Source organism: Acinetobacter sp. BHS4 (assembly GCF_018454425.1).
Taxonomy (GTDB): domain Bacteria; phylum Pseudomonadota; class Gammaproteobacteria; order Pseudomonadales; family Moraxellaceae; genus Acinetobacter; species Acinetobacter pittii.
In genome coordinates this window covers 114291-137804 of the sequence record NZ_CP075323.1, presented here as the reverse complement: position 1 = coordinate 137804, position 23514 = coordinate 114291, and the positions used below count along the sequence as shown (strand labels likewise).

The following is a 23514-nucleotide window of genomic DNA, read 5'->3' as shown; positions in this document are numbered from 1 at the left end:
TTTTTAATCAAGTGGATTACCCACAATATTACTAATAATCCCCTGCATAATATGTCCACCTTGTTCACGGCGTAATTCTTCATACCATGCTTGTGTAACGGCTTCATCTTTCATATGTGTCACATCACAACGTTTGCGCGCACGAAGTACCAATTCATTAGCACGTTCATTGCGCTTGTTTTGATAGCGACGTAAAGCATCCTCTAGCCCCAAAGTATTAATTTGCAGAGAACGCGCTAAATAAATCGCGTCTTCCATGGCTTGGCAACCACCTTGCCCAATATCAGGTGTTGTGCTGTGTGCAGCATCACCCAAAATCACCACACGACCTTTATAAAATTGAGTGAACGGTTCAATATCATGTATTTCTACCCGATTGGTCTTTTGCGGATCTAAGCGTTCAATAAGCTGCTGTACGGGTTGGCACCAATCAACAAAATATTGTTTTAAAAGTTTTTTATAGTCATCTCGATTATTGTCTAAACCTGCTGGCAAAGGCACATCCAAAAAGAAATAGAATTTGCCATCTGCAACTGGCATTAAAGAAGCTCGCTTGCCTTCGCCCACATAAGTCGTCCATTGCTGGGCTGGAGCCAAATCTTCAGAGATCTCAACCAAACCATTCCAATTTACATAACCTGCGTAACGGCGCTGTAATTGCTGCCCCAATACATAGGTCCGTGTAAGTGAATGCGTACCATCGGCCCCAATTAATAGATCAGCCTGCGTTGAACTGCCATCTGCAAAATGGACCTCGACATAATCAGCTTTGTCTTCAAGACTGACCATTTTTTTGCCTAAATAAATCTGATTACGACCAAATTCATCCATCAACATATTTTGTAAATCAGCACGTGCAACCGGATAAGGTCTTTGGCCCACTTCTTCAATTAATGGCAGTAAACTGAATTGTGTCATCACATCTCCAGTTAAACCGTCCACATAGGCCAAATCATCCATTTGTCCACCAAGTTTGGCGATTTTGTCAGTTAATCCTAGATAGTTCAGACATTTCACACCATTCGACCAGAGCGAAATTGCCGCGCCGACAGGAAGAATTTTTTCAGTTTGCTCAAAAATGCGAACTTGGTGACCAAATTTCTTTAATGCAATGCCTGTGGTTAGACCTCCCATTCCTGCACCAATAATCACCACATTCATAACACGCTCCTATAGATATTCACCTATAGGGTGCTTATGCTAAAAACATGCCATCGTTCAAAATTTATTTAGCTTTTCCACAAAACTGGCATGCACCATGCTTATATATTTATGTATAAAACTCGTCTCGGCACGCTCCGTGTTAGCGCAGTTTTAAATGAAAAATCATGTTTTTAACAAGAAATACGGATACCCCATTATGGCAACATTGCACGCTCCAGCTTTTGAACTTCCTGAGATTTTGAATACTAAAACCAATTTGGCAGATGCCCGAATTGGTGCACAAGTCATTGAGTGTTCAGATGATTTCTTTGCTGAAGCAAAACGTATGCTGCAATTTGATGCACCTATTTTTGTTGAAGATAAATTTGATGACAACGGCAAATGGATGGATGGATGGGAGACGCGCCGTAAACGCCACGCAGGTTATGATTGGTGTATCGTGAAGTTAGGCGTAAGTGGAAAAATCACTGCTCTTGATATTGATACCAGCTTTTTTACAGGAAATTATCCTGCCTCTGCATCATTAGAAGCATGTTATGCACCAAATGGGGACCTGACAGGAGCAAAATGGGAAAATGTTTTAGAAAATACTGAACTCGGCCCAAGCCAACATCATATTTTTATGGTCAATAATGATGCACTTTTCACTCATATACGTCTCAACATTTTCCCAGATGGTGGTATTGCTCGTTTACGTGTCTATGGAGACGTTCATATTCAGGTGACTGATAGCGAGCAAACTCTCGATTTATTGGCCCTTGAAAATGGTGGCCGCGTAGTTGCCTATAGCGATGCGCATTTTGGACATCCGCGTAATTTGATTAACCCTGGTCGTGGCATCAACATGGGCGATGGATGGGAAACTAAACGCCGCCGTGCACCGGGTTATGACTGGTGTATTCTTGCGTTGGGTAAAAGCGGAAAAATTGAGAAACTTGAAATTGATACGGCTCATTTTAAAGGGAACTTCCCTGCACAAGTATCTATTCAGGCGGTTTACCTCGAAAATGCAACCGATGCACAGTTAATTCCTCAAAGTATGTTCTGGTCTTACTTACTAGAAGCCCAACCGATGCAAATGGACCATATTCATGAATATGTAAATGAGATTTTACAACATGAAAAAATCTCTCATATTCGTATTAACATGATTCCAGACGGTGGTATTAGTCGTGTTCGTTTATGGGGAAAAATTGCCAACTCATGATCATGAAGAATGTTCAAATTCAGCCCTTAACCATTGAAAACTTCCAGCCCTTCGGAGAAGTCATCTGTTGCGACGGGCATGACTTTTTTCATATTAACGATGCCCACACTGAGCGCTATCATGCGCTCGTTGAAACTGAAATTGAAGGGGAAGCAAAGGCTGGAATTAGTATTTTCCGTAATATTAAAGCCAGTGTGCTGCCTTTAGAGATTTCAATGTTAGAGCGTCATCCCAAAGGTTCTCAAGCATTTATTCCACTACAGCAACAAAAGTTTTTAATTATTGTGGCACCCGCTTTAGACGAGAATACTCCCGACATTTCAAAGCTATGTGCATTTATTTCCGATGGAAAGCAAAGCATCAATTATCGGGCAGGTACATGGCATCATCCTTTGCTTACCTTTGAAGCGCCGAGTGATTTTGTAGTGGTAGATCGAATTGGAAGTGGCGCAAATTGCGATGTTTTTCAATTTCCACAGGCTATAAAAATTACGGCCTAAATTAAAATATACAGATCTGTCTATTTCTAATTTAATAGCCGAAATACCAATAGCAGCTACTGTTGTAATGATTACCTAAATTTTAGGTTTACATAAAAAAATCCCCGCCTATTGAGCGGGGATTTCTTTAATTCTTTTTAAACCGTGATATCAGCTAAGTTACCTTTCTGCTCAAGCCACTGCTTACGATCTGCCGATCGTTTTTTTGCAAGCAATTTATCGAGTAAACCTGCTGTTAGATGAACATCATCTAAATCAAGCTGTACCAAACGACGTGTGTTTGGATCCATCGTTGTTTCACGAAGCTGAATCGCGTTCATTTCACCCAATCCCTTGAATCGGGTAATTTGCGGATTACGATTGCCTTTAACATTTTTCAAAATGGCTTCAAGTTCATCATCATCAAGCGCGTAATAAACATCTTTACCAATGTCTATACGGAACAATGGTGGCATTGCTACAAATAGATGACCTTCTTCGACCAAAGCAGGAAAATGCTTAACAAATAAAGCGCAAAGCAAAGTCGCAATGTGTAAACCATCCGAGTCGGCATCGGCCAAAATACAGATTTTGCCATAACGCAGCTCTGATAAATCATCACTGCCCGGATCTACACCAATGGCAATCGCAATGTCATGAACTTCTTGAGAAGCAAGTACTTCATCTGAAGAAACTTCCCATGTATTTAAGATTTTTCCACGAATTGGCATGATGGCCTGAAAGTTTTTATCACGCGCCTGCTTGGCACTACCACCCGCAGAGTCGCCCTCGACAATGAATAACTCACTTTCTTCACGCGTTTGGCCGACACAGTCTGCCAACTTACCCGGTAAAGCTGGGCCAGAAACAATCTTTTTACGCTCAACCTTTTTCGCGGCTTTTAAACGACGGCCTGCTTTAGAAATTGCCATTTCTGCCAGTTGCATAGCAATTTCAGCATGCTGATTTAGCCAGAGTGCAAAGGCATCTTTAGCAATATTTAAAACAATATTTGATGCTTCACGACTTGAAAGACGCTCTTTGGTTTGACCAGAGAATTGTGGCTCTTGGAACTTGAGCGACAAGATATAGTTCACGCCATCCCAAACATCTTCTGCCGAAAGTTTAAGATTACGCGGTAACAAATTACGTAACTCACAGAATTCACGTAACGCCTCGGTAACCCCTGAACGTAAACCGTTTACATGCGTACCGCCTTGTGCGGTCGGAATCAAGTTGACGTAACTTTCTTGAACCTGCTCACCGCCTTCTACATTCCAGCAAATTGCAAACTCACAGGCTGCGCGGTCTGCCTGACCGCTGCTTACAAATGCAGGGTTTGGCAAAATTTCACGGTCCTGCAATTCATCCATCAAATAATCGACAAGGCCATTTTCAAATTGCCATTCGATTTTTTCATCGTTAATTTGATCGATATAAGTAATTTTTAAACCAGCTGCTAAAACAGCTTTCGCTTTTAAATTATGTTTGAGTGCTTTTAATGCAAATTTTGGACTATCAAAATATTTAGCTTCAGGCCAGAAACGTACCGTAGTTCCTGTCGCGCGTTTAGGTGCTTTACCTTCTAGCACTGCCAAAGGCGCAACAGGTTCACCTTGCTCAAAGGCCATCTGGTATAAATTACCCTGGCGCTGAACTTCGACCTCAACACGTGTTGATAAAGCGTTTACAACCGAAATCCCCACACCATGCAAACCACCTGAAAACTGGTAGTTATCGGTGCTGAACTTACCACCAGCATGTAGCTTGGTTAAAATGATTTCGATACCACTTTGGCCATATTCAGGATGAATATCGACTGGCATACCACGGCCATTATCTTCAACCGACAACGAACCATCTTTATAAACCGTGACACAGATTTTGTCGGCATGACCAGCTAATGCTTCATCGACAGCATTATCAATAACTTCTTGGGCTAAATGGTTTGGACGAGAAGTGTCGGTATACATCCCCGGACGACGACGAACAGGGTCTAAACCGGAAAGAACTTCAAGCGATTGAGCCGTATATTGTGTCACGTTGTACGTTTTCCTTATTTGATGGTGTGCGCAAAGAATTCGATCACTAAGGGTAATTTTTCTTCAAAATCTTCCATGGCATGATTGCCATGAGTATCCGTCAAAATCAATGAGGATGGTGTTGCAGCACTATAATAGCGTTGTGCTTGACGATAATCCAAAATTTCGTCGCCTTGTTGCAATAAGACGAGTATTTTGTCAGCATTTTCAGGTTGTTTCAGTTCCAGTTGTTCTAACTGTCGTAACTGAACATGATCAATTGACCATTGATCATTCACCTTATAAGGCATGCTTTCAACTTGGAAGAGCTCATCAAACAGCTTCCATGGTTGCATAGCAGGGTTAATCAGTACAGCCGGAACATTATATTTCGCGACAAAATATGTCGCAAAAAACCCGCCAAGGCTACTGCCGACTAAAGCCACATCTTGTAAAGACTCGATCAGCTCTGAAACTTGCGCTACAACCTGATCTGGAGATCTATTTAAATCTGGCAAATGCACATTTATGCCCAATTCGCTACAATATTGCTTAAGGCTCAGCCCTTTAATCGAAGAAGAGCTGCTATTAAAGCCATGGAGGTAGATAATATTCATATATTTCCCTCTTAAATTGAGAATAAACTCACATTTTTGTTCTCAGTTTGTATATAAAAACACTATTGTCAGACAAGAAAAACGATTCAACTTACCATTCATCAGTATTTTAAAAACATGTGTTATTTAAACTACTAAGATGGAAACGTTAGCTGCCGTTCATAAAAAGTACAGCTTAAAACGTCGGTTATAACGTAAATGGGGAAAAGATATGCCGAGCTTAACACCGTTACATGAAACTTATTGTAAATGGGATCGTACGCCACCGAGTCAGGCCGACGTACTAGAAGGTTTAGCTCAACTGTTCAGCACCAGCTTAAATGGTGTACATGAATTAATACAAGTTATTAATATTGAAGTATTAAAAAATGCTTTTGGTATTAGTGCCCAAAATGCGAATAATTTCCAAAAACGCCCTTCTGTGCAAAAGGTATATCAGTTTTCTTATGGTGCCTTACAAAAGTATGGACGTTATTTTTTAGCGCCCGGTTTGCGTCGTATTATTGAAAAGTTCCCGACCCTTCATGAAAAGCCATTAACACCTACCCTTCATTTTTTGGTGGGCATTTTAAATGGTATTTTTGGAGACTATTTACTTAAACAACATAGTCCCCTTGCCTTGCCCATGGTTCTATACGACCACTACGGTGCAATTCAACAAGGCGAACTTGCAGGCCGTATTGTGATTTTGGCTCATGGTTTGTGTATGAACCATCTGACTTGGTCAAATGCACACTATGGTGGCATTGGTGAGCGCCTGTTAGCGCAGCGTGACCATAACACCATGCTGTATTTAAATTACAATACAGGTCGACGTATTTCAGCCAATGGACGCAGTTTTTCGAATTTATTAGAAGACTTGGTACAACGTAATCCAAGAATTACCAGTATTGATATTATTGGCCATAGTATGGGCGGGCTAGTCTCTCGTAGTGCCTTATTTTATGGCAAACAAAATATGTATCAATGGATTCATATGGTCGAGAATCTAGTCTGTATTGGCTCTCCACATCATGGGGCAGTTTTAGAGCGCTTTGGCTTTACCATACAAGATAAACTTGGGGCTTTCCCTTTTGTCGGCTTACTCGGTCAACTGGTTAATATTCGCAGTAATGGTATTTTAGACTTACGTCACGGCAGCGTTCGTGATGATGATTGGGAACATATGGATGCCCGTATTGGTATGATGGATGATAACCGCGCGCCTGCTCCACTGCCTTCCCATATCAACACCTTTTTAGTGGCAGGGACCTTAGAATTTGAAAAGGTGCGTAATAAAGCGTTGACCGTAATTGGCGACTACTTAGTGAGTGTAAAAAGCGCGCTAGGCGAACACCCTAACCCACGTTTTCAGCTTAAGGTTCCAGACTCACATAAAGCCGTGTTTTATGGTTTAAATCATTTTGAAATTCAGTATCACTCGAGTGTTGCCGAACAGATCACTCGCTGGTTATATCCTCATGCTAATGATTACGTTCAAGAGGGTATTCAAACTCATATTATTGATATGCCGAACTATAAGCTCGAAGATTTAGAAGGGATTGTAGAGACGTAAAAAAAGCCCAACTTTTGTTGGGCTTCTTCTAAATTGTATAGTTTACAATCATTTAAATCTTTCATAAGTTTTATATTTAGAAATATTCTTAATCGATGTTTCCTTAAGTAAATATCCATTTAAGACAGATATAATATTTATATCTTCCCCTATTTTACCGCAAGACAAATTTACGTCGACAGAGTGCTCTATTTTGAATCCTTCTTTAATTTTTGTTTGATCTAATGCTCTTGAGTAAGCAAATGAATTATTAGGGCTATAAATCATAATAAGATCAGTTTTATTATTTTTCATATCGGCCCAATAGATATAATAGTCTTTAGTTTTATACTGGACATGGCTACAAGATCCAGTAGAAACCCAATTTTTATCTTTTAGATTAAATCCTATTCGTTTTACTAATTTTTTATTTTCTGGCCTAAAACTATTATCCCAGACATCAGGGCATTGAACGTCTGGTAGTACACTCACTTGTACTGCGGGTTTACTCCAATACTTCATACATTCTTTCGCACTTTCTGCATATAAATTTATACTATTTAATGAAATATATGTCACTACTGCTATCTTTAATAGCTTCATTAATAACTCAGACCTTTATTCTAAAATTTTCAAAAAACTACCGCTATCTTACATTCAAGCTTATCTTATATTTTATAAATCCAATAATATTTTTGGATAGTACTAAAATTAGCTAAAAACATTTTAAATCCTCGCAATCAATCATTTTATTATTCACAAGATTTCTTAATTATTTTATTAAAGTATAAGTTATCACTATTTTTATCAACACCTGCTAACGTTGCTACTAAATGTAGCTGTCCTTGATCATCAAAATATGAACTTTCTTGAAATGAGTTATATATAGCAACATCGATTGGAACATTATTGAATTCTTTATTTTTCAAATCAACGATCATTTTTTTATTTTTATTAAAGAGTTTTCTAGCATAAATAAGATTTCGTTTAGAGTCACTTTCAACTAGGCAATTATTATTTTTATCTAAAGTAATAAACTCTTTAGTCTGATCTTCCTCTGTTTTACTTATAAAAAAGTGATATTGACATGGTGAGCCACAACTACCATAAGCATGAAAAATATTTTCATTTACTTTATCAACCTCCGGGTATCTCATGTCTCTTAAAATAAAATTAGTTTTATTATCAGCGTTTTTTACGACATCACAATATTCTTGATCATGCCCTTTACATTTCAATTCAACATTAAATGTATCTTTTGCATAGATGGTCGATCCAATAATAAATCCACAAAATGTAAGAGCGAATATAGTTAGCTTCGTAATATAAAAAAGGTAAAATTTTATAATTTTATTTTTTAAATCTTTAAGCAGGTTTATGTTTTTCTCTATAACCATGAACACTAATCTCTTAATCATCAAAAGACTCAATTTTCCAACCAGAAATTAATTCTGATACTTTTTTTTAACACTTACACTAGACCTAAAAGAAAATTAGTATTTCTATCAATTAAAGGCACTAAATAAATTATTTCTTATCACCACCACAAGGATTTTTTATTTTCTTTTTAACCAATATTTCCCCATAATCATTTGCAATTAAATTTAAACTACCATCAGGTGAGAAAAAACTCTCCTCCTTAAAATAACTATAATAATCAAATCTTTGTAATAAACCATTAAATTCTTTGGTTTTTAAATCGACAATTTTTCCAGGCTTATTTGTAAACAATTTTCTAGCATAAATGACTTTTTTCTGACTATCACTTTCAATTAAACAATTATTTTTATTATCAATAGCAATAAATTCGTCTGTGGAATCCTCTTTATTTTGACTATAGAAAAGCGTAACTAAACATGGAGACCCACAAGATGTTTTCACTTTATATAAGTTTTTATTTATTTTTGAAATATTTAAAAGTTTGACATCTTTTATAACTATTTCATTCTTACTATTTATAGTTCTCACAATGTCACAATTAGAACTATATTCATCCTTACAATTTGCAGAAACTACAAAAGTATCATCATTTGCATATATATTAAAACTAAAAATAATTCCGCTTAATAAAAAAATTAATATAAAAGTATTTTTCATATTAAATCCTGTAACTTCCGTTATTTTTCGTTTAAATATTTCAATCATATTCTATCCTATAGCTACTTCCATAAATATCTTCATCAATTAGGTATTAAAACCTTCATCTTAGATATGCCGAGCCATATGCTTAAATGCTAACAATGAAGTGTAAAGATATATAAAAAGTGAACTTATGTTGGGCTTTTTTATAAAATTTTAAATCTTTTCTTATTTTTTCAAATATTAAAAAATAGAAAAGGTCATAAAGAACCCTATATCAATTATTTATCCTTATAAAATAGATTATCTTTGATATCTAAAACTTCATCTGAATAAAGATAATATTTTCCTTTCTTAAAGACTACTTTTCCTAACTTTTCACCACTTTGAACTTTAAAGAAATATAGTTCGTTATTTTTCTCTTTCACTTTACATATATAAGATTTATCAACCTGAAAGCCAGCAATAGAATACTCACACTTTTTGGGTGTTAGCGTTAAAACCGATTCTATCGTCGCAACATTACCACCCAGCAACTCTTCTGAACTATAATAATGATAAGTACCATTCCACTTATCTGCATTTGCAAATGTGGTAACAGAAAGAGCCAGCAATAATGAACAAAATTTTTTCATTTAATTAATTTATAAATAATCAAGTCAAACTATTATAACCAAATTACAATACAATAAAATATTTTATTGTTTTATAAATCAACTATTAAAAATACTCTCTTTTGAAAATTAATTCTTACCACAATTACCAAATCTAGAGAAATATATGAAAGAAATTGTTGTTTTTGACTTAGATGGGACATTACTATCGGGTGACTCTACAAAGGCATGGTTAACAGATAAATTGAAATCTAATCTTCTCAGATTTATCGCTGCACTCATTGTTACGCCAGTTGCTTTGCCTCTTATGAAGTTTAAGAAGTATAAATCTAGAGGCGCTTCATTATATTTATGGATTGCAACGTATGGTGTGAATGAAGAAGAATTAGAATACAGTTTTAAAAATTTTTCCAATAATATCAAAGATATTACTTCTGATTCATTATATTGGTTTGAGCAAGGTATAACTGAAGTTAAAGATCATTTAGCACATGGAAGGATTGTGTTTATTGCCACGGCTGCACCAGAAAAGTTAGCGAATGTTTTACTCGAGTCTATCAATTTAGATGTACAAATTATTGGTACTCCTTTGCAAAAGAAACTAGGAGGATGGATAAGTGGGATACATTGTAGGTCGGAAGAAAAAGTAAGAAGATTGAATAAACTTGATATCAAACAACCTTGGTTCGCGACATATAGTGATGATATTGAAGATGACTTGCCTATTTTGATGGGTGCCAAACTCCCCTATTTAATTAATAGTGATAACAAGAAAATTAAAATTAATAATTTAAAAAAATTAAATTGGTTTTAAATAAAAAAGGATGCTTCGAATAGCATCCTTTTTTATTTACATTTAACTAAGAAATTCTATTTATTTTTACCAAATTTAATTATTGGATAAAAACGGAATAACTGCCATAAACAGACCAGTAATAGTAAGAGGAAATAGACCAATGACCAAACTGGTAAAGATTGACCTAAAAAGGTCCAATCAATTGCTGCACATTCACCTGAACCCGACAATACTTCTTGTAAAACCGTTTTCATTGGTAAGGCATCAATTAAATAATTTAAACCTGGGCCACAGCTTGGTACTTGATCTGGTGGTAAATGTTGTAACCAGACATGACGTCCTGCCACACCCACTGACCATAAAATTGCAATGCCTGCTAAAAATGCATAAAAACGTTTAACCGCATTGGAAACTGGGTTATGCAAAAAGGCTATGAGTGCTACAAGGCCCATCGCTATTAAGCCAACACGTTGAAAAATACAGAGCGGACATGGCTCTAAACCTTTTACATGTTCCAGATACAACGCAAAAGACATGCCGACTATACTTGCTAAAACAAGTAGTCCACTCACCAAACGGTAACTTAATCGCATGTAAAACCTCGTTTTATTATCGATATTGTTCAAGATATTGATCAAAACTGATCTTGGTATCTTGCTCAAGTTTTTCTTGCTGCTGTAAAGATTGCGCAGCCAACTGTTCAAAATGTTTCAAAGTTTCCACACTAAGCTCATGCTGTTCATAACTTTCAGCATGTAACTGAGCCATGTGGCTACCAAAACTCCAAGTTCCACCATGCTTTAACGTATCGTCAATGACATGGGCAGATAAAGTTTCATCAACTTCATCAATTCGTGCTTGCATGACCGCCAAAGCTGAACCATACAAGTCTGTTGCATAGGTCTGATCGAGTAGCTGTGCACAATCTTGCATTTTTGCAATATGTAAACGTGCCCAATCTTCGATGTGATATGACCCAGTTAAATCTGTAATGGTTGCGTTTGGCGCTCGACCTCGGTTGACCACCTCTGTCTGGTTTTTTTCAACCAAGTCTTGCTCAGAACATAACAAGTCTGGGCTATCACTTAACAAACAATAAAGTGCTAAGACTTCAAGAAAGCCTGCTGTCGTTTCATCAACGCCAATTGCCGAGTATGGATTTACATCTACAGCACGTAACTCAACATAGCCCACGCCTCGATTTTTTAAAGCTTGAGACGGTGTTTCACCTGCTTGAGGCACCTGTTTTGGACGTACTAGACTGTAATATTCATTCTCAATCTGCAAAACATGATCATTAATTTGCAACGGCTCACCAGATGCATCATTTAACCCTAAACGGCTAAATGGTGGGTAAGGAGAATGAACGGCTTTTTGTAAACCATCCAGATAGCCAGACAAATTGTTGTAATGAATACCTAAGCTTTTTTGGGCTGAGTTTTGATAGCCCAATCGCCCCATACGGAGTGCTGTAGCATACGGTAAATAGTATGAACCTTTGATTAAAGGCAACAAATGATGTTTGTGTCCGGTCAAGAAACAACGACATACTGTTGGACTCGCGCCCACCAAGAACATGACCAATGGTGTTAAACGAATAAAATTACGAATAAGGCCAAAATAACGATGGCTACGATAATCCTGCAAACTTAATGATTTTAATTGTTCGTCAGTTTCATGAGCTTGTAGCTCAGCAAAAAGTGTATCTGGGAAAGATAAGTTGTAATGCACCCCTGAAATGGTCTGCATACGACGACCATATCGAATTCCTAACCCACGGCGATATAGTGTTTTAAAACGACCAATATTAGAGGTGCCGTATTGCGCTAGACGAATGCGTTCTTCATTGTCGTCTAACATACATGGCATAGACAGCGGCCAGAGTTTTTCACCATTTTCTAAATGACGATGCACAACCGCATGAATATCGGTGAGCTCATGCAAAGCTTCTTCAATGGTTGGCTTAGGTGAAGTAATAAACTCCATCAACGCTTCTGAATAATCAGTCGTAATTTTTGGATGTGTTAAAGCTGAACCTAATGCTTTCGGATGTAACTCTTGTGATAAGAACCCATTACTTTGCATACGTAGGCTTTCACGCTCTATTCCACGTAACATGCCTTGTAGTAGCGACGAATCCACCCAAGCAGGAATAACTGATTGAGATGGTGTAGTGGGTTGACTCATGCATTTGCTCGCTTATTAAAGATCACTATATACAAAATCGTGAGATGATACGGTTACTTATATAATCACATCATTCCAGTTTGGCAATTTTTATCACAATCTTGTTATTTAAGACACGAAAGAATTGTGATTTTATTGAAGAATAATTGCTAAAGAGTTGTCAATATCATGAACGAACAAGACATTTTAAACTTCTGGTTTTCTCCTGAACACCGTTCACTTTGGTTTGCAAAAAGTGATGATTTTGACAAAAAAATCCGTGAAAATTTTTCTGATGTTCATCGACAGGCAACTCAAGCAGAACTCTGGTCTTGGCGAAAAACAGCAGAAGGTCGTTTGGCAGAGATTATTGTACTAGACCAGTTTTCTCGCAACATCTATCGTGATCAGCCCCAATCTTTTGCCTATGACAGCTTGGCATTAGCTTTGGCACAAGAAGCAATTAGTTTGCAATTAGACGCACAGCTTAATCCAGAGCAACGCTCTTTTTTATATATGCCGTTTATGCATAGTGAATCAAAATTGATCCATGAATTTGCCTTGAAACTATTTCAACGTCTTGGTAATGAAATTAACTTAAGCTTTGAAAAAAAGCATAAAGTCATTATTGATCGCTTTGGACGCTATCCTCATCGCAATACCATTCTTGGACGTGTTTCTACTCCAGAGGAAACCGAATTTTTATTAGAACCGAACAGTAGTTTTTAAAGCTTCTTAATTTTTAATGCTGAGTCATCTTTGTTTTAATACTCAGCTGGGAGTTCACCATGAAATATCTCTCTCTTTGTTTAGCATTAGGCACTGCCTTAACTTTAACTGCTTGTGCGACGACTCCAAGTAAACCAAAAACCTTTGATCAACTTGGCCAGTTTTCCGCATACCCTTTAAATGCGCAAACGTTTCGTATTAGTTTCCAAGCCGATCCGAATATGAGTTACGGTGCAGCTGAAGAAATCACTTTGGTAAAATCAGCACAAACGACCGTCCAAAAAGGTTTCCGCTTTTTTAAAGTACTGAATGACCCAAGTAACCAAAGTCAGAAACCACCACGTCAGGCTGTGGTTTATCCATCTGCGCCGAGCTTTTATCCTTATGGCTATAGTCGTCGCTATCCGGGTTTCTGGCATGATCCGTTCTATGATTTCCCACAAGTGGTCAATATCGACCCTGTTCAAGTGTCGTATACTATTGAATGTTATCGGGATCAAAAGCAGGCTCCTCAAGACGCTTTTGATGCAAGCTTGATCTTGAAATCACTCGGACAAAAATATGGATTGAGTCCGACAGGAGAGCTGTTGCCACCGCCCGAGCCTCCAGTAAAACAAAAATGAATAGGATAAATTTATGAGCATGGCAGAAGAAGTTCACCACGTGCCCAGTCTTAAACGTAGTAAATATTTTGCTACCCTAGCGCTGATCATCGTCGTTGTGCTGTGGATTGCACTGATGGTAGCCGACCGTTTTCTGCCAGAGTACACAGGTTTTATTCATATTTTAATGCTAGGGGCCGAAGCAGGTGTAGTTGGTGGTCTAGCTGATTGGTACGCGATTACAGTTCTGTTTCGGAACCCTTTTGGTAAGTTACCGATTCCTAAGTTTTTACGCGACCATACCGAGATTATTCCGCGCAATAAGGCACGCATTGCAGAGTCAATGGGCCGTTTTGTACAGGAAAATTTTCTTTCGCCTCAAGTGGTCGAAAAAAGCTTAGAAAAAACGGACTTGAGCCTCGCAATTGGTCAATGGTTGGCAAGTCCACAAAACAATACTCAAGTAGTGCAGCTCATTCAGCAAACTGTACCGAAAATTTTTGAATTTGTGAGCCAAGAGCAAATTGCTAATTTCGTGCAAAACAACAGTGTGCAATGGGTACGTAATACCCAAGTCAACAAACTCGCCAGTGAAATGCTTCGTGCGGTATTGGAAAATGATTTCCATCAAGACGTTTTACAACGTGGTCTCGATATTGCCCATGAGTGGGTCGTACAGAACCCAGATAAAACCCGTGAATTAACCCGAAAAATGTTTAAAGCACTGGGGGTCTGGTCACTTGCAAGAGGCGCGAGCTGGATTGGTATTGATGTTCAACAACGTACCATCGACTCATTGGTTGAAAAAGTAGAATCAATGCTGGCCGACCATGAACACCCATGGCGACAAGAAATTGAAACTATTGCACATTCACTCATGCTGGAGCTAGCGAAACCCGATAGTGTTGCCAGTCAACGTCTCAACAGCGGTAAAGATGCGCTCCTTGATAGTCCTCAAGTTCTAAATTTTATTAGTGGTGCTGTCACTATTTTGTGTGATGCCATTAAAGAAGATTTAATGAAAGAAGACTCTGGCATTGCAATGAACCTGCGAGCTGCGATTCAACAGCTCGGTGAAAACCTTGTTCAAAATGTAAAAGTACGTGAAGTTCTCAACAAAGAAATGACAGGACTTGCCATGAACTTTACGGATCAATATAGCCATAAAATCATACGCTATGTGAGTGAACGCATTCATGAATGGGATTCACGTGAAATGATCGGAAAAATTGAAAATGAAGTCGGTGGCGACTTGCATATGATCCGAGTAAATGGTGTTGTAGTGGGTGCATTTATTGGTTTGACACTTGGTGTAATTCGGGCAGTAATTGAATCAATTTTATAACTTTAAATATTTTTAATAAGAGAACAATATGCTTCAGCTACAGTCAAAATTGGCTACTCAAGGCGTGACTATTTTTAGTACCATGACGGCACTGGCACATCGTCTAGGCGCACTCAACCTGTCACAAGGCTTTCCAGATTTTCCAGCGCCACAAGCCTTACTTGAAGCCTTATCTCAAGCGACTTTAGCTGGACATAATCAGTACCCGCCTGGCGATGGTATTCTCGGTTTACGGGAGCAACTCGCTTTACAATTTCAGCAGCGTGATCAACTTCAACTTGACCCTGCAACGCAAATCACGATTACTCCCGGCGCAACCATTGCAATTTTTTGTACCATACAAGCGTGCATCAATGCAGGTGATGAAGTCATTATTTTTGACCCAAGTTATGATAGCTATGGCCCTTCTGTCGAGTTAGCAGGCGGTAAAGCTGTTCATATTGCGTTGCAAGCACCTGACTTTAAGGTGAACTGGCAACAAGTTAAAGATTTGATTAATGACAAAACCCGTATGATTGTGGTGAATACACCCCATAATCCAACCGGTACGATCTGGGCAAAACAAGACTGGTTAGAACTCATTGAACTGATTCAAGATAAAAATATTCTGGTTTTATCCGATGAGGTCTATGAACACTTAGTTTTTGATGGTCAACAACACTTTAGCGCATTGCATTTTCCAGAGCTCAGAGAGCGTAGTTTTGTGATTGGTTCTTTTGGAAAAACCTTTCATGTGACGGGATGGAAAACGGGTTACTGCGTCGCTTCACCTGAGCTAATGCGTTTATTCCGCCAGATTTATCAATATGCGAATTTCTGTGGCACGACTCCTTGTCAGATTGCGCTAGCGCAATATATGGAGCAACATCCAGAACATATTCAAGAGCTTTCTCAGTTTTACCAAACGAAAAGAGATCGATTTAATCAGGCAATTCACAATAGTCGTTTTTTACTAAAACCTTCTCAAGGTACTTATTTCCAAAACCTTGATTACAGTCAAATTAGACCTGATTTAAACGATGTAGAAATGTGCCAGTTTCTTGCCGAGCAACACAAGATTGTGGCAATTCCAGTTTCGGTTTTCTACCAGCAAGCGCCTGAGTCTTTACGCTTGATTCGATTCTGCTTTGCTAAACATGATGAGACTCTGCAAAAAGCAGGAGAAATTCTGGATCAATGTTAATAAATTTAGCCACTTAGCACTGTAAAAATACTACAAGTCATTCACTCCAAATATGCTAAGTTGAATATCCGCCCAGCTCAACAAAGAGATGGGCGATGGAGAATACATGCCACCAAGACAGTCCTTAATTCAACAGCAAAATCTATGGAAAACATTTTTTGTTTTCTTGCTACCCTTGATCGCAACCAATATTTTGCAGAACTTGTCGGGAACTATTAACACCATTTTCGTTGGTCAAATGATGGGAGTAGATGCAATTGCGGCAGTTTCTGTATATTTCCCTATCTTATTTTTGCTCCTCGCTTTTATTATCGGGATTTCAACGGGTACTACTGTTTTAGTAGGGCAAGCATGGGGTGCGCAAAATATAGAGAAAGTCCAAAGTGTGGTCGGTTCTACCCTGTTTATGACGATCATTGGTGGAATTATTACCGCGATTATCGGTGTGTTTTTCGCCCATGATATTTTGGAGCTTTTAGGTACCGACCCAAAGGTAATGCATCTTGCTTTACCTTATGTACAATGGATGTTGGCGGGTAGCCCTCTTCTGTTCGTTTATATTATCTATACCTCAATTTTACGTGGTGTGGGAGACAGTACGACCCCTTTACTGGCCCTCGCTTTAACCAGTGTCATCGGTGTAATTATTACACCAATTCTTCTCAAAGGTTATTTTGGCTTTCCTGCCCTAGGGATTATTGCTCCTGCTATAGCATCAATTATTAGTTATATCGCAATATTAATTTTTCTTGCGATTTATCTTAACAAGAAAAATCATTCACTTCGGCCGAATCGTCAACTTCTGCAACATATTCGTCATAATCCAGAACTGAGCAAAATCATTTTACGCTTAGGCGTCCCAACTGGTATTCAAATGATTACGACCTCAATGGCAGGTTTAGTTATTGTTGGGTTGGTTAACCATTATGGTTCACATGCTACAGCAGCGTATGGTGCAGTGAATCAGGTACTCAACTACATTCAGTTTCCAGCGATTTCGATCTCCATCGCAGCCTCAATTTTTGCAGCGCAAGCGATTGGTGCGGGTAAATCAGATCTATTAGCACGAGTAACTCGCACGGCTCTGGGAATGAACTTTTTATTTACAGGTGCCTTAATTGCACTTGGTTATCTATTTTCAAAATATTTAATGGCTTTGTTTATTACCGACCCAACTGTGGTGGTGTTAGGTCAACAGCTTTTGTTTATTGTACTTTGGGCGATTTTATTCTTTGGCGCAGGTGCCATTTTTGCATCTATCATGCGTGCGAGCGGCACCGTGACTGTTCCAATGCTGATTAACATCTCTGCCATTTTATTTATTGAAATTCCATGTGCTTACTGGTTTAGCTCAATGTGGGGACTTAAAGGCATTTGGGTTGCCTATGCCTTGGCATTTGTGAGTTTATGTATTATTCAAGGCTTGTATTATCAATTTATCTGGAAGAAAAAGACGATCAAAGTTCTTATTTAGAACCATCCAAGCCACATAAAAGAAGCCATCATTTGATGGCTTCTTTTAATTTGAATCTTATTTCATCCATTTGGTCACAACGGTTGAAGCGCGTTGATATCCTGTTGGGAACAAACGCTGCAATGCATCAAGAAATTTTGCATCACTACCAATCAATAAACGGCGTTTATTTTTCAAAACGGCATCCAAGATTTGACGAGCCGCTTCTTCTGGTGGAGTACGTAGAAACTTATCAAAGTTTTGAATCGATTTAGCTGGGTCCATACCTAAAGTACTCAAGCTATCACTCATTTTTGCAGCTTTAGCAATATTGGTGCGAATTCCCCCTGGATGTACGCACAAAGAACTCACGCCACTTTTTTCAATATCCAACTCTTGGCGTAACGATTCGGTAAAGCCGCGTACAGCAAATTTAGTTGCATTATAGCCAGATTGGGTTGGTTGTGCAGTCAGACCAAATAAGCTCGAGATGTTGATAATGTGCCCATCTTGAGTTTGCTTAATGAACGGTAAAAATTCTTTAGTACCGTATACGACACCCCAGAAGTTAATCCCAACAATCCACTCTAAATCTTCGTAGGTTGCGCCTTCGACAGTCGAACCTAACGCAACGCCAGCATTGTTAAAAATCAGGTTAACAGAACCGTGATCTTGCACAGTTTCTTGCGCCCACTGCTTTACTGCTTCACGGTCAGACACATCAAGCTTTTTGGTGGTAACAGTAATATTGCTGTACGGCTTTAAAAGCTCGACAGTTTGTTGTAATCCTTTTTCATTAATATCACTCAACGAAAGATGGCAGCCCTGTTTTGCCAAAAGAATTGCTAACTGTTGCCCAATGCCAGAACCCGCGCCCGTAATTGCAGCGACTTTGTTTTTAAAATTTTTCATTGTCCATCCTTTGTTTTTCGTTTTGCACAACCGGTTCATTGCATGTGCACTTTAGACACCTTCAATATAATTTTGACAATACACATTGTCAATATAGTACACTGTAATTTCAGATAGAATGGCACAATTCTGCTGAGGGCTTTATCATAGTGAGCATATTTGGCTAAAACCTATAAATTAGGAAACCATTCTTTAGGAAACAATTTATTTATGGCGACTAACGACTCAACCAGTAAAAAGAAAACAAAAAGTGTGAGTAAAGAACGTCAGTTCAAAGGGTTATCTCTATCTGAACGTAAAGAGGCACGCCGTGAAAAGCTGATTGAAGCGGGTATTGCAACCTATGGAACCCTTGGTTTTTTTTCAGTGACGGTAAAAGATGTCTGCCAAGAGGCAAAACTCACCGAACGTTATTTTTATGAATCATTTAAAAAGAGTGAAGATTTATTTCAAACCATCTTTTTAAAAATGATTGAAGAATTACAGCAAAATCTGATGCAAGCCGTAATTAAAGCTGCTCCCGATCCAGAAAAAATGGTCGATGCGGGTTTAAGAGCACTGCTGACGACATTAAAAGATGACCCGAGATTAGCTCGTATTGTCTATGTCGATGCTGTTCTGGTACAAGAATTACATAATCAAGCCACCATTCAAGAAACACTTGCGCAATTTGATCGCATGATTCAAGCCTTTGTTATGCTGACCATGCCCCAAATTCAGCACCATGAAAATGAGCTCTCTTTAATCGCAACGGGTTTGAATGGATATGTCACACAAATTGCGATTCGATGGGTGATGGGAGGGTTTGAGCAGTCTCTTGAGCAGGTTTTAACTGCATGCCGTATCGTTTTCTTATCTTTATTAGCTCAAGTTTCAAAATAATATTAAAGTTTTTTGACAGCTAAAAATGTGAAAAAATAGCGAAGCAATTAAGGTGATAACCTATTGAATGATTTTAGAAATTTTGAGGCTTAGATGTCATAATTTGGTCATACCTTTGCCTTAGTTTTGTCACAAATTATTGCTAAATTCATTTTTATAGACTTTTCTGCAATGAAATTGTCATAATTAATCTTTGTAATAAGCCTGTCATAACTACAAAACGGTTCACCGTTAAATCTATAGGATATTGCGTTGTGAAAGATGACTATATTTTAATTGTCGATGATGAGCTTCCTATTCGTGAAATGATCCATACTTCTTTGGACATGGCAGGCTTTCAGTGTTTACAGGCAGAAGATGCCAAACAGGCTCATCAAATTATCGTCGACCAACGTCCGGCGCTTATCTTGCTTGATTGGATGTTACCTGGAGGCGTAAGCGGTGTCGATTTATGTCGCCGCTTAAAACGCGATGAGAACCTAGCAGAAATTCCAGTGATTATGCTGACCGCTCGCGGAGAAGAAGACCATAAAGTACAAGGTCTTGATGCGGGTGCAGATGATTACATGACGAAGCCTTTCTCAACACGTGAATTGGTTTCACGTATTAAGGCAGTTCTGCGCCGCGCGAATGCATTAAGTGGTGAAAAAACAATTGATGCCAATGGTTTAATTCTTGATCCTGTAAGCCAACGTGTTAGCTTTGGCAACAGCATTTTAGATATGGGCCCAACTGAATATCGCTTACTTGCGTTTTTTATGACCCATCCAGAACGTGCCTATACGCGTGCCCAGTTGCTCGATCAGGTATGGGGCGGTAATGTATATATTGAAGACCGCACTATCGATGTGCATATCCGTCGTTTACGTAAAGTGTTAGAACCTTTTGGTGTTGACCGATTTGTTCAAACTGTACGTGGAACTGGCTACCGTTTCTCAACACGTGCAGATTTAGCCGCAGGTTAACCAAGATTTATGTATGAACCCTACCCCGTCCCTGAACAGGTACGTGAACAAAAGCTTTCTCGCTACAGTAGTTTATGGACGTTTGCCAAACAAGATTTACGGCTTTTATTATTTTTTCTAATTATTGCCGGTTTAGTCGGTTTCGGTATTGGGTATTTCTGGAGCTGTATTTTTATCGCCTTCGTGGTGTTTTTTACACTCCAGTTGCGTTCTTTATATCTGGTCAATGACTGGATTGCCAATAAACCTTATGACGTGCCTCCAAACCTTAACGGGATTTGGGGGGCATTGTTATTTAATGTTTACCGTGCCCAGCGCCAAGAACGAATTGTTCAGGCGGAAATGGTCGGTTTAATTGACCGGGCTCAGTCTTCATTAGTTGCTCTTGCTGAAGCGGTTGTACTCATTGATGACCAACATCAAATCGAGTGGTGGAACCCTGCTGCGGAACGTTTGTTAGGAATCAGTCCTCTCGACCGTGGCCGCAACTTATTAACCATTTTACGTCAGCCTACTTTTATTGAATATTTTAACAATATTGATCAGGCACCTGATGGAATTAAGCTTCACTCAAATTTTGATGATGACCGTTATGTGCAGGTTAAACTCACACGATTTGGTGGAGAAAGCCGTTTATTGGTGGCTTACGATGTGACTCGTATGCACAACCTTGAGCAAATGCGTAAAGACTTCGTCGATAATATTTCTCATGAACTTCGTACACCATTAACCGTACTGAGTGGTTATATCGAAACATTTACCGATCAGGAAGATATTAGCCCACGCTGGAAACGTGCATTTGACCAGATGCAATCACAAACCAAGCGTATGAATGCGTTGGTTAATGATTTACTGCTGTTATCGAATTTAGAAAATAACAAAAAAATTGCAAAAAATCAGATTATTGAAATGCCGAGTTTAATGAATCAATTGTTTGATGATGCTCAGGCCTACAATGCCGATTATGGACACACGCTCAATTTACACATTGATAGCCACTGTGACCTGATTGGTTCCGACATGGAAATTGCCAGCGCGTTTAGTAATTTAATTACCAATGCCATCAAGTACACGCCAAAAGGTGGAACTATTACCATTGGTTGGCATGATGATGGTGAACATGCTTACTTTAGTGTGCAAGACACAGGCATCGGAATTAACCCTAAACATTTGCCACGACTGACTGAACGCTTCTATCGTGTGGATAGCGACCGTAGTCGTCAAACAGGTGGTACAGGTTTAGGCTTAGCCATTGTAAAACACGTGCTGATGCAACACGGCGCGTATTTAGATGTTCAATCTAAAGAAAATGAGGGATCAACATTTACCGCAGTTTTTCCAAAAGAAAGACTCTATAACATGACCTAAATTTGGCCCTCTCACATTTAAAAAGCCGACTCATGAAAAGTCGGCTTTTTTGTATTATTTAAACCAATTTACTTAGAATTCAAGCAATACGATTTTGTCTGATTTTTCTCTATGACATTTAAAAAGTGAGTGGCAAAAGTATTACTTTGACGCAGTGCATCACGATGATCGCCACCATCAATCGTTTGATAAATAGCTGGTTTTTTTAATTTACATAGCTGTTGGTAATAAGCAGATGTCCCTCTAGGGTCGACTAAATGATCTTTAGAGCCTTGAACAATCATTAATGGTACGGTCGGCACCATATTCTCAATGGACTGCTTTTTAAGATAAGCCAAAAGAGGTTTTAAGTCTGCGTTAGGGCGAAATATGCTAGAAGGAGACTTCTTCAAATCAGATTGAAGTTCAGATAAACAGCGGCTACGTGCTTGAGTTAGCACCATATTCATTTCTGGACTGACTAAGTTTTCAGGAACAATGCTTGGTTCTGCTGCTTGTGCTCCCAATAACACAATTGGGAAAAAAGCAGCCACACTAGGTTCTGGGTTTGGATTAGTTTTCACATATTCTGCAATGCCTTCGTATTGATAGCCGCCTGGCGCAAGAGCGATTGCCCCTTTTAAATCTAGTTCGGGAGCATCTTTTTGACCATAGGCAGACACTGCAATTGCCGCAGCCCCGCCTTGACTATGCCCCATCACCAACCACTGTTTATTAAAATTCTTAGGCTTAAGCATATGTAATGCCCGCACTGCATCGACCACCGTATGCAGCTGGCTCTTTGCATTCATATAAGGATGTGCGCCTAATGTACCTAAGCCCTGATAATCCGGTGCAACAACTGCATAGCCACGTGCAAGCCAACCATCTAAAGCTTTGGAAGCAACTTCTTGATATGAGTGAACTGGCCCACCCACATAATCATCCGAAGGTGCACAAGTATCAGCAACCCCAGTCGTACCATGCGCCCAAGCAAGTATCGGCCAGCCATTTTTTGGTGGCGTTCCTTTTGGTAATAAAATAAAAGCCGATGCAACAATAGGTTCGCCCTGAATACCTCGACTACGATAATTTACTAATAAGCGCTGATCTGCATGAGGAAACAAATCCGTCACAGCTTGCTGTTCTAGCGACAATATTGAACCCGGTTTTTCGCTCACAATTTGCTTACCCAAATCTGTAATTGGAGCAGCCATAGCAGAACCAGATGCCAAACAAATACTGCTAAATAAAATTTTTAAAAAAGAATTACTTTTTCTAATCAAGGGATTACTCCTCTATTATTTACATTACATCTATTTAAATAATTAATTTATAAAATATAAATTACCATAAAATTATCTATATTTATATTCAACTCAAAATAATTTACATTTATATAGTCTCTTAAAATCTCAT

23 protein-coding genes are annotated in these 23514 nt (G+C 38.6%); 12 read left to right on the top strand and 11 right to left on the bottom strand.

What is annotated here, in order from left to right:
- Nucleotides 1–3: 3 nt before the first annotated feature.
- Nucleotides 4–1161 (bottom strand): FAD-dependent urate hydroxylase HpxO, encoded by a 1158-nt coding sequence (hpxO, locus tag KIP84_RS00640; protein ID WP_033849092.1) that lies wholly within the window; start codon nt 1159–1161, stop codon nt 4–6.
- A 199-nt stretch (nt 1162–1360) separates the two neighbouring features.
- On the opposite strand from hpxO, the gene alc reads away from it, so the two are divergent.
- Complete coding sequence (gene alc / locus KIP84_RS00635) at nt 1361–2371, top strand: allantoicase (RefSeq protein ID WP_213689132.1); 1011 nt, start codon at nt 1361–1363, stop codon at nt 2369–2371.
- Nucleotides 2368–2871 (top strand): ureidoglycolate lyase, encoded by a 504-nt coding sequence (locus KIP84_RS00630; protein WP_213689807.1) that lies wholly within the window; start codon nt 2368–2370, stop codon nt 2869–2871. The genes alc and KIP84_RS00630 overlap by 4 nt, the downstream gene beginning before the upstream one ends.
- Nucleotides 2872–3008: 137 nt before the next feature.
- Here KIP84_RS00630 and parE read toward each other — a convergent pair whose 3' ends face one another.
- Together parE and KIP84_RS00620 are read right to left on the bottom strand one after the other, a co-directional pair.
- Nucleotides 3009–4892: a DNA topoisomerase IV subunit B gene (parE, locus tag KIP84_RS00625; protein ID WP_213689131.1), complete on the bottom strand. Its 1884-nt coding sequence runs from the start codon at nt 4890–4892 to the stop codon at nt 3009–3011.
- A 14-nt stretch (nt 4893–4906) separates the two neighbouring features.
- The gene (locus tag KIP84_RS00620; RefSeq protein WP_213689130.1) at nt 4907–5488 is read right to left on the bottom strand and encodes a YqiA/YcfP family alpha/beta fold hydrolase; all 582 of its coding nucleotides are present in this window, start codon (nt 5486–5488) and stop codon (nt 4907–4909) included.
- 211 nt (nt 5489–5699) lie between these two features.
- Here KIP84_RS00620 and KIP84_RS00615 point away from each other — a divergent pair, with 211 nt between their 5' ends.
- Nucleotides 5700–7043, top strand: coding sequence for a GPI inositol-deacylase (locus KIP84_RS00615; protein WP_213689129.1), 1344 nt, complete (start codon nt 5700–5702; stop codon nt 7041–7043).
- Between the two features lie 48 nt (nt 7044–7091).
- On the opposite strand, the gene KIP84_RS00610 is transcribed toward KIP84_RS00615, so the two are convergent.
- The 4 genes from KIP84_RS00610 to KIP84_RS00595 all read right to left on the bottom strand — a co-directional run bounded on the left by KIP84_RS00610 (nt 7092) and on the right by KIP84_RS00595 (nt 9736).
- A complete protein-coding gene (locus KIP84_RS00610) occupies nt 7092–7625 on the bottom strand; it encodes a hypothetical protein (protein ID WP_068564586.1) in 534 nt (177 codons plus the stop codon).
- A gap of 149 nt (nt 7626–7774) precedes the next feature.
- Nucleotides 7775–8419 carry a hypothetical protein gene (locus KIP84_RS00605; RefSeq protein WP_228141268.1) on the bottom strand — a complete coding sequence of 215 codons (645 nt, stop codon included), beginning with the start codon at nt 8417–8419 and terminating at the stop codon, nt 7775–7777.
- A gap of 130 nt (nt 8420–8549) precedes the next feature.
- The gene (locus KIP84_RS00600; protein ID WP_213689128.1) at nt 8550–9167 is read right to left on the bottom strand and encodes a hypothetical protein; all 618 of its coding nucleotides are present in this window, start codon (nt 9165–9167) and stop codon (nt 8550–8552) included.
- 215 nt (nt 9168–9382) lie between these two features.
- Nucleotides 9383–9736 carry a DUF5991 domain-containing protein gene (locus KIP84_RS00595; protein ID WP_068564593.1) on the bottom strand — a complete coding sequence of 118 codons (354 nt, stop codon included), beginning with the start codon at nt 9734–9736 and terminating at the stop codon, nt 9383–9385.
- 145 nt (nt 9737–9881) lie between these two features.
- Between KIP84_RS00595 and KIP84_RS00590 the strand changes: the two genes are divergently transcribed.
- Nucleotides 9882–10529, top strand: coding sequence for a haloacid dehalogenase-like hydrolase (locus KIP84_RS00590; protein ID WP_068564596.1), 648 nt, complete (start codon nt 9882–9884; stop codon nt 10527–10529).
- A 56-nt stretch (nt 10530–10585) separates the two neighbouring features.
- Here the strand turns inward: KIP84_RS00590 and KIP84_RS00585 are convergent, their stop codons facing one another.
- Complete coding sequence (locus KIP84_RS00585) at nt 10586–11104, bottom strand: disulfide bond formation protein B (protein WP_213689127.1); 519 nt, start codon at nt 11102–11104, stop codon at nt 10586–10588.
- Between the two features lie 16 nt (nt 11105–11120).
- Nucleotides 11121–12698, bottom strand: a complete 1578-nt coding sequence (gshA, locus tag KIP84_RS00580) for a glutamate--cysteine ligase (RefSeq protein ID WP_087400272.1) — start codon at nt 12696–12698, stop codon at nt 11121–11123.
- Nucleotides 12699–12866: 168 nt separating this feature from the next.
- Between gshA and KIP84_RS00575 the strand changes: the two genes are divergently transcribed.
- The 5 genes from KIP84_RS00575 (at nt 12867) to KIP84_RS00555 (ending at nt 18010) form a co-directional block, all read left to right on the top strand.
- Nucleotides 12867–13406 (top strand): DUF924 family protein, encoded by a 540-nt coding sequence (locus KIP84_RS00575; protein ID WP_002121850.1) that lies wholly within the window; start codon nt 12867–12869, stop codon nt 13404–13406.
- Between the two features lie 59 nt (nt 13407–13465).
- Nucleotides 13466–14029 (top strand): hypothetical protein, encoded by a 564-nt coding sequence (locus KIP84_RS00570; protein WP_151282537.1) that lies wholly within the window; start codon nt 13466–13468, stop codon nt 14027–14029.
- 13 nt (nt 14030–14042) lie between these two features.
- Nucleotides 14043–15353, top strand: coding sequence for a DUF445 domain-containing protein (locus tag KIP84_RS00565; protein ID WP_017387594.1), 1311 nt, complete (start codon nt 14043–14045; stop codon nt 15351–15353).
- 28 nt (nt 15354–15381) lie between these two features.
- On the top strand, nt 15382–16536 hold the full coding sequence (locus KIP84_RS00560) for a pyridoxal phosphate-dependent aminotransferase (protein WP_213689126.1): 1155 nt from the start codon (nt 15382–15384) through the stop codon (nt 16534–16536).
- A 106-nt stretch (nt 16537–16642) separates the two neighbouring features.
- Nucleotides 16643–18010 (top strand): MATE family efflux transporter, encoded by a 1368-nt coding sequence (locus KIP84_RS00555; RefSeq protein ID WP_068564602.1) that lies wholly within the window; start codon nt 16643–16645, stop codon nt 18008–18010.
- A gap of 57 nt (nt 18011–18067) precedes the next feature.
- On the opposite strand, the gene KIP84_RS00550 is transcribed toward KIP84_RS00555, so the two are convergent.
- Nucleotides 18068–18901, bottom strand: coding sequence for an SDR family NAD(P)-dependent oxidoreductase (locus tag KIP84_RS00550; protein ID WP_002121857.1), 834 nt, complete (start codon nt 18899–18901; stop codon nt 18068–18070).
- A 210-nt stretch (nt 18902–19111) separates the two neighbouring features.
- Between KIP84_RS00550 and KIP84_RS00545 the strand changes: the two genes are divergently transcribed.
- The 3 genes from KIP84_RS00545 (at nt 19112) to phoR (ending at nt 22116) form a co-directional block, all read left to right on the top strand.
- Nucleotides 19112–19783 (top strand): TetR/AcrR family transcriptional regulator, encoded by a 672-nt coding sequence (locus KIP84_RS00545; RefSeq protein WP_000224580.1) that lies wholly within the window; start codon nt 19112–19114, stop codon nt 19781–19783.
- 254 nt (nt 19784–20037) lie between these two features.
- Complete coding sequence (gene phoB / locus KIP84_RS00540; protein ID WP_000650776.1) at nt 20038–20748, top strand: phosphate regulon transcriptional regulator PhoB; 711 nt, start codon at nt 20038–20040, stop codon at nt 20746–20748.
- A 9-nt stretch (nt 20749–20757) separates the two neighbouring features.
- Nucleotides 20758–22116: a phosphate regulon sensor histidine kinase PhoR gene (gene phoR, locus KIP84_RS00535; protein ID WP_002121907.1), complete on the top strand. Its 1359-nt coding sequence runs from the start codon at nt 20758–20760 to the stop codon at nt 22114–22116.
- A 68-nt stretch (nt 22117–22184) separates the two neighbouring features.
- Here phoR and KIP84_RS00530 read toward each other — a convergent pair whose 3' ends face one another.
- Nucleotides 22185–23381, bottom strand: coding sequence for an alpha/beta fold hydrolase (locus KIP84_RS00530; RefSeq protein ID WP_213689125.1), 1197 nt, complete (start codon nt 23379–23381; stop codon nt 22185–22187).
- Nucleotides 23382–23514: the final 133 nt, after the last annotated feature.

What these genes read in the sequence shown, in the direction of transcription:
- KIP84_RS00595 (WP_068564593.1), bottom strand. Translation starts at nt 9,736, where the DNA reads ATGAAAAAATTTTGTTCATTATTGCTGGCTCTTTCTGTTACCACATTT.
- KIP84_RS00545 (WP_000224580.1), top strand. Translation starts at nt 19,112, where the DNA reads ATGGCGACTAACGACTCAACCAGTAAAAAGAAAACAAAAAGTGTGAGT.
- KIP84_RS00565 (WP_017387594.1), top strand. Translation starts at nt 14,043, where the DNA reads ATGAGCATGGCAGAAGAAGTTCACCACGTGCCCAGTCTTAAACGTAGT.
- KIP84_RS00610 (WP_068564586.1), bottom strand. Translation starts at nt 7,625, where the DNA reads ATGAAGCTATTAAAGATAGCAGTAGTGACATATATTTCATTAAATAGT.
- KIP84_RS00555 (WP_068564602.1), top strand. Translation starts at nt 16,643, where the DNA reads ATGCCACCAAGACAGTCCTTAATTCAACAGCAAAATCTATGGAAAACA.
- KIP84_RS00570 (WP_151282537.1), top strand. Translation starts at nt 13,466, where the DNA reads ATGAAATATCTCTCTCTTTGTTTAGCATTAGGCACTGCCTTAACTTTA.
- KIP84_RS00615 (WP_213689129.1), top strand. Translation starts at nt 5,700, where the DNA reads ATGCCGAGCTTAACACCGTTACATGAAACTTATTGTAAATGGGATCGT.
- KIP84_RS00575 (WP_002121850.1), top strand. Translation starts at nt 12,867, where the DNA reads ATGAACGAACAAGACATTTTAAACTTCTGGTTTTCTCCTGAACACCGT.
- gshA (WP_087400272.1), bottom strand. Translation starts at nt 12,698, where the DNA reads ATGAGTCAACCCACTACACCATCTCAATCAGTTATTCCTGCTTGGGTG.
- KIP84_RS00560 (WP_213689126.1), top strand. Translation starts at nt 15,382, where the DNA reads ATGCTTCAGCTACAGTCAAAATTGGCTACTCAAGGCGTGACTATTTTT.
- KIP84_RS00585 (WP_213689127.1), bottom strand. Translation starts at nt 11,104, where the DNA reads ATGCGATTAAGTTACCGTTTGGTGAGTGGACTACTTGTTTTAGCAAGT.
- KIP84_RS00590 (WP_068564596.1), top strand. Translation starts at nt 9,882, where the DNA reads ATGAAAGAAATTGTTGTTTTTGACTTAGATGGGACATTACTATCGGGT.
- KIP84_RS00600 (WP_213689128.1), bottom strand. Translation starts at nt 9,167, where the DNA reads ATGATTGAAATATTTAAACGAAAAATAACGGAAGTTACAGGATTTAAT.
- KIP84_RS00620 (WP_213689130.1), bottom strand. Translation starts at nt 5,488, where the DNA reads ATGAATATTATCTACCTCCATGGCTTTAATAGCAGCTCTTCTTCGATT.
- hpxO (WP_033849092.1), bottom strand. Translation starts at nt 1,161, where the DNA reads ATGAATGTGGTGATTATTGGTGCAGGAATGGGAGGTCTAACCACAGGC.
- KIP84_RS00550 (WP_002121857.1), bottom strand. Translation starts at nt 18,901, where the DNA reads ATGAAAAATTTTAAAAACAAAGTCGCTGCAATTACGGGCGCGGGTTCT.
- phoR (WP_002121907.1), top strand. Translation starts at nt 20,758, where the DNA reads ATGTATGAACCCTACCCCGTCCCTGAACAGGTACGTGAACAAAAGCTT.
- alc (WP_213689132.1), top strand. Translation starts at nt 1,361, where the DNA reads ATGGCAACATTGCACGCTCCAGCTTTTGAACTTCCTGAGATTTTGAAT.
- KIP84_RS00630 (WP_213689807.1), top strand. Translation starts at nt 2,368, where the DNA reads ATGATCATGAAGAATGTTCAAATTCAGCCCTTAACCATTGAAAACTTC.
- KIP84_RS00605 (WP_228141268.1), bottom strand. Translation starts at nt 8,419, where the DNA reads ATGGTTATAGAGAAAAACATAAACCTGCTTAAAGATTTAAAAAATAAA.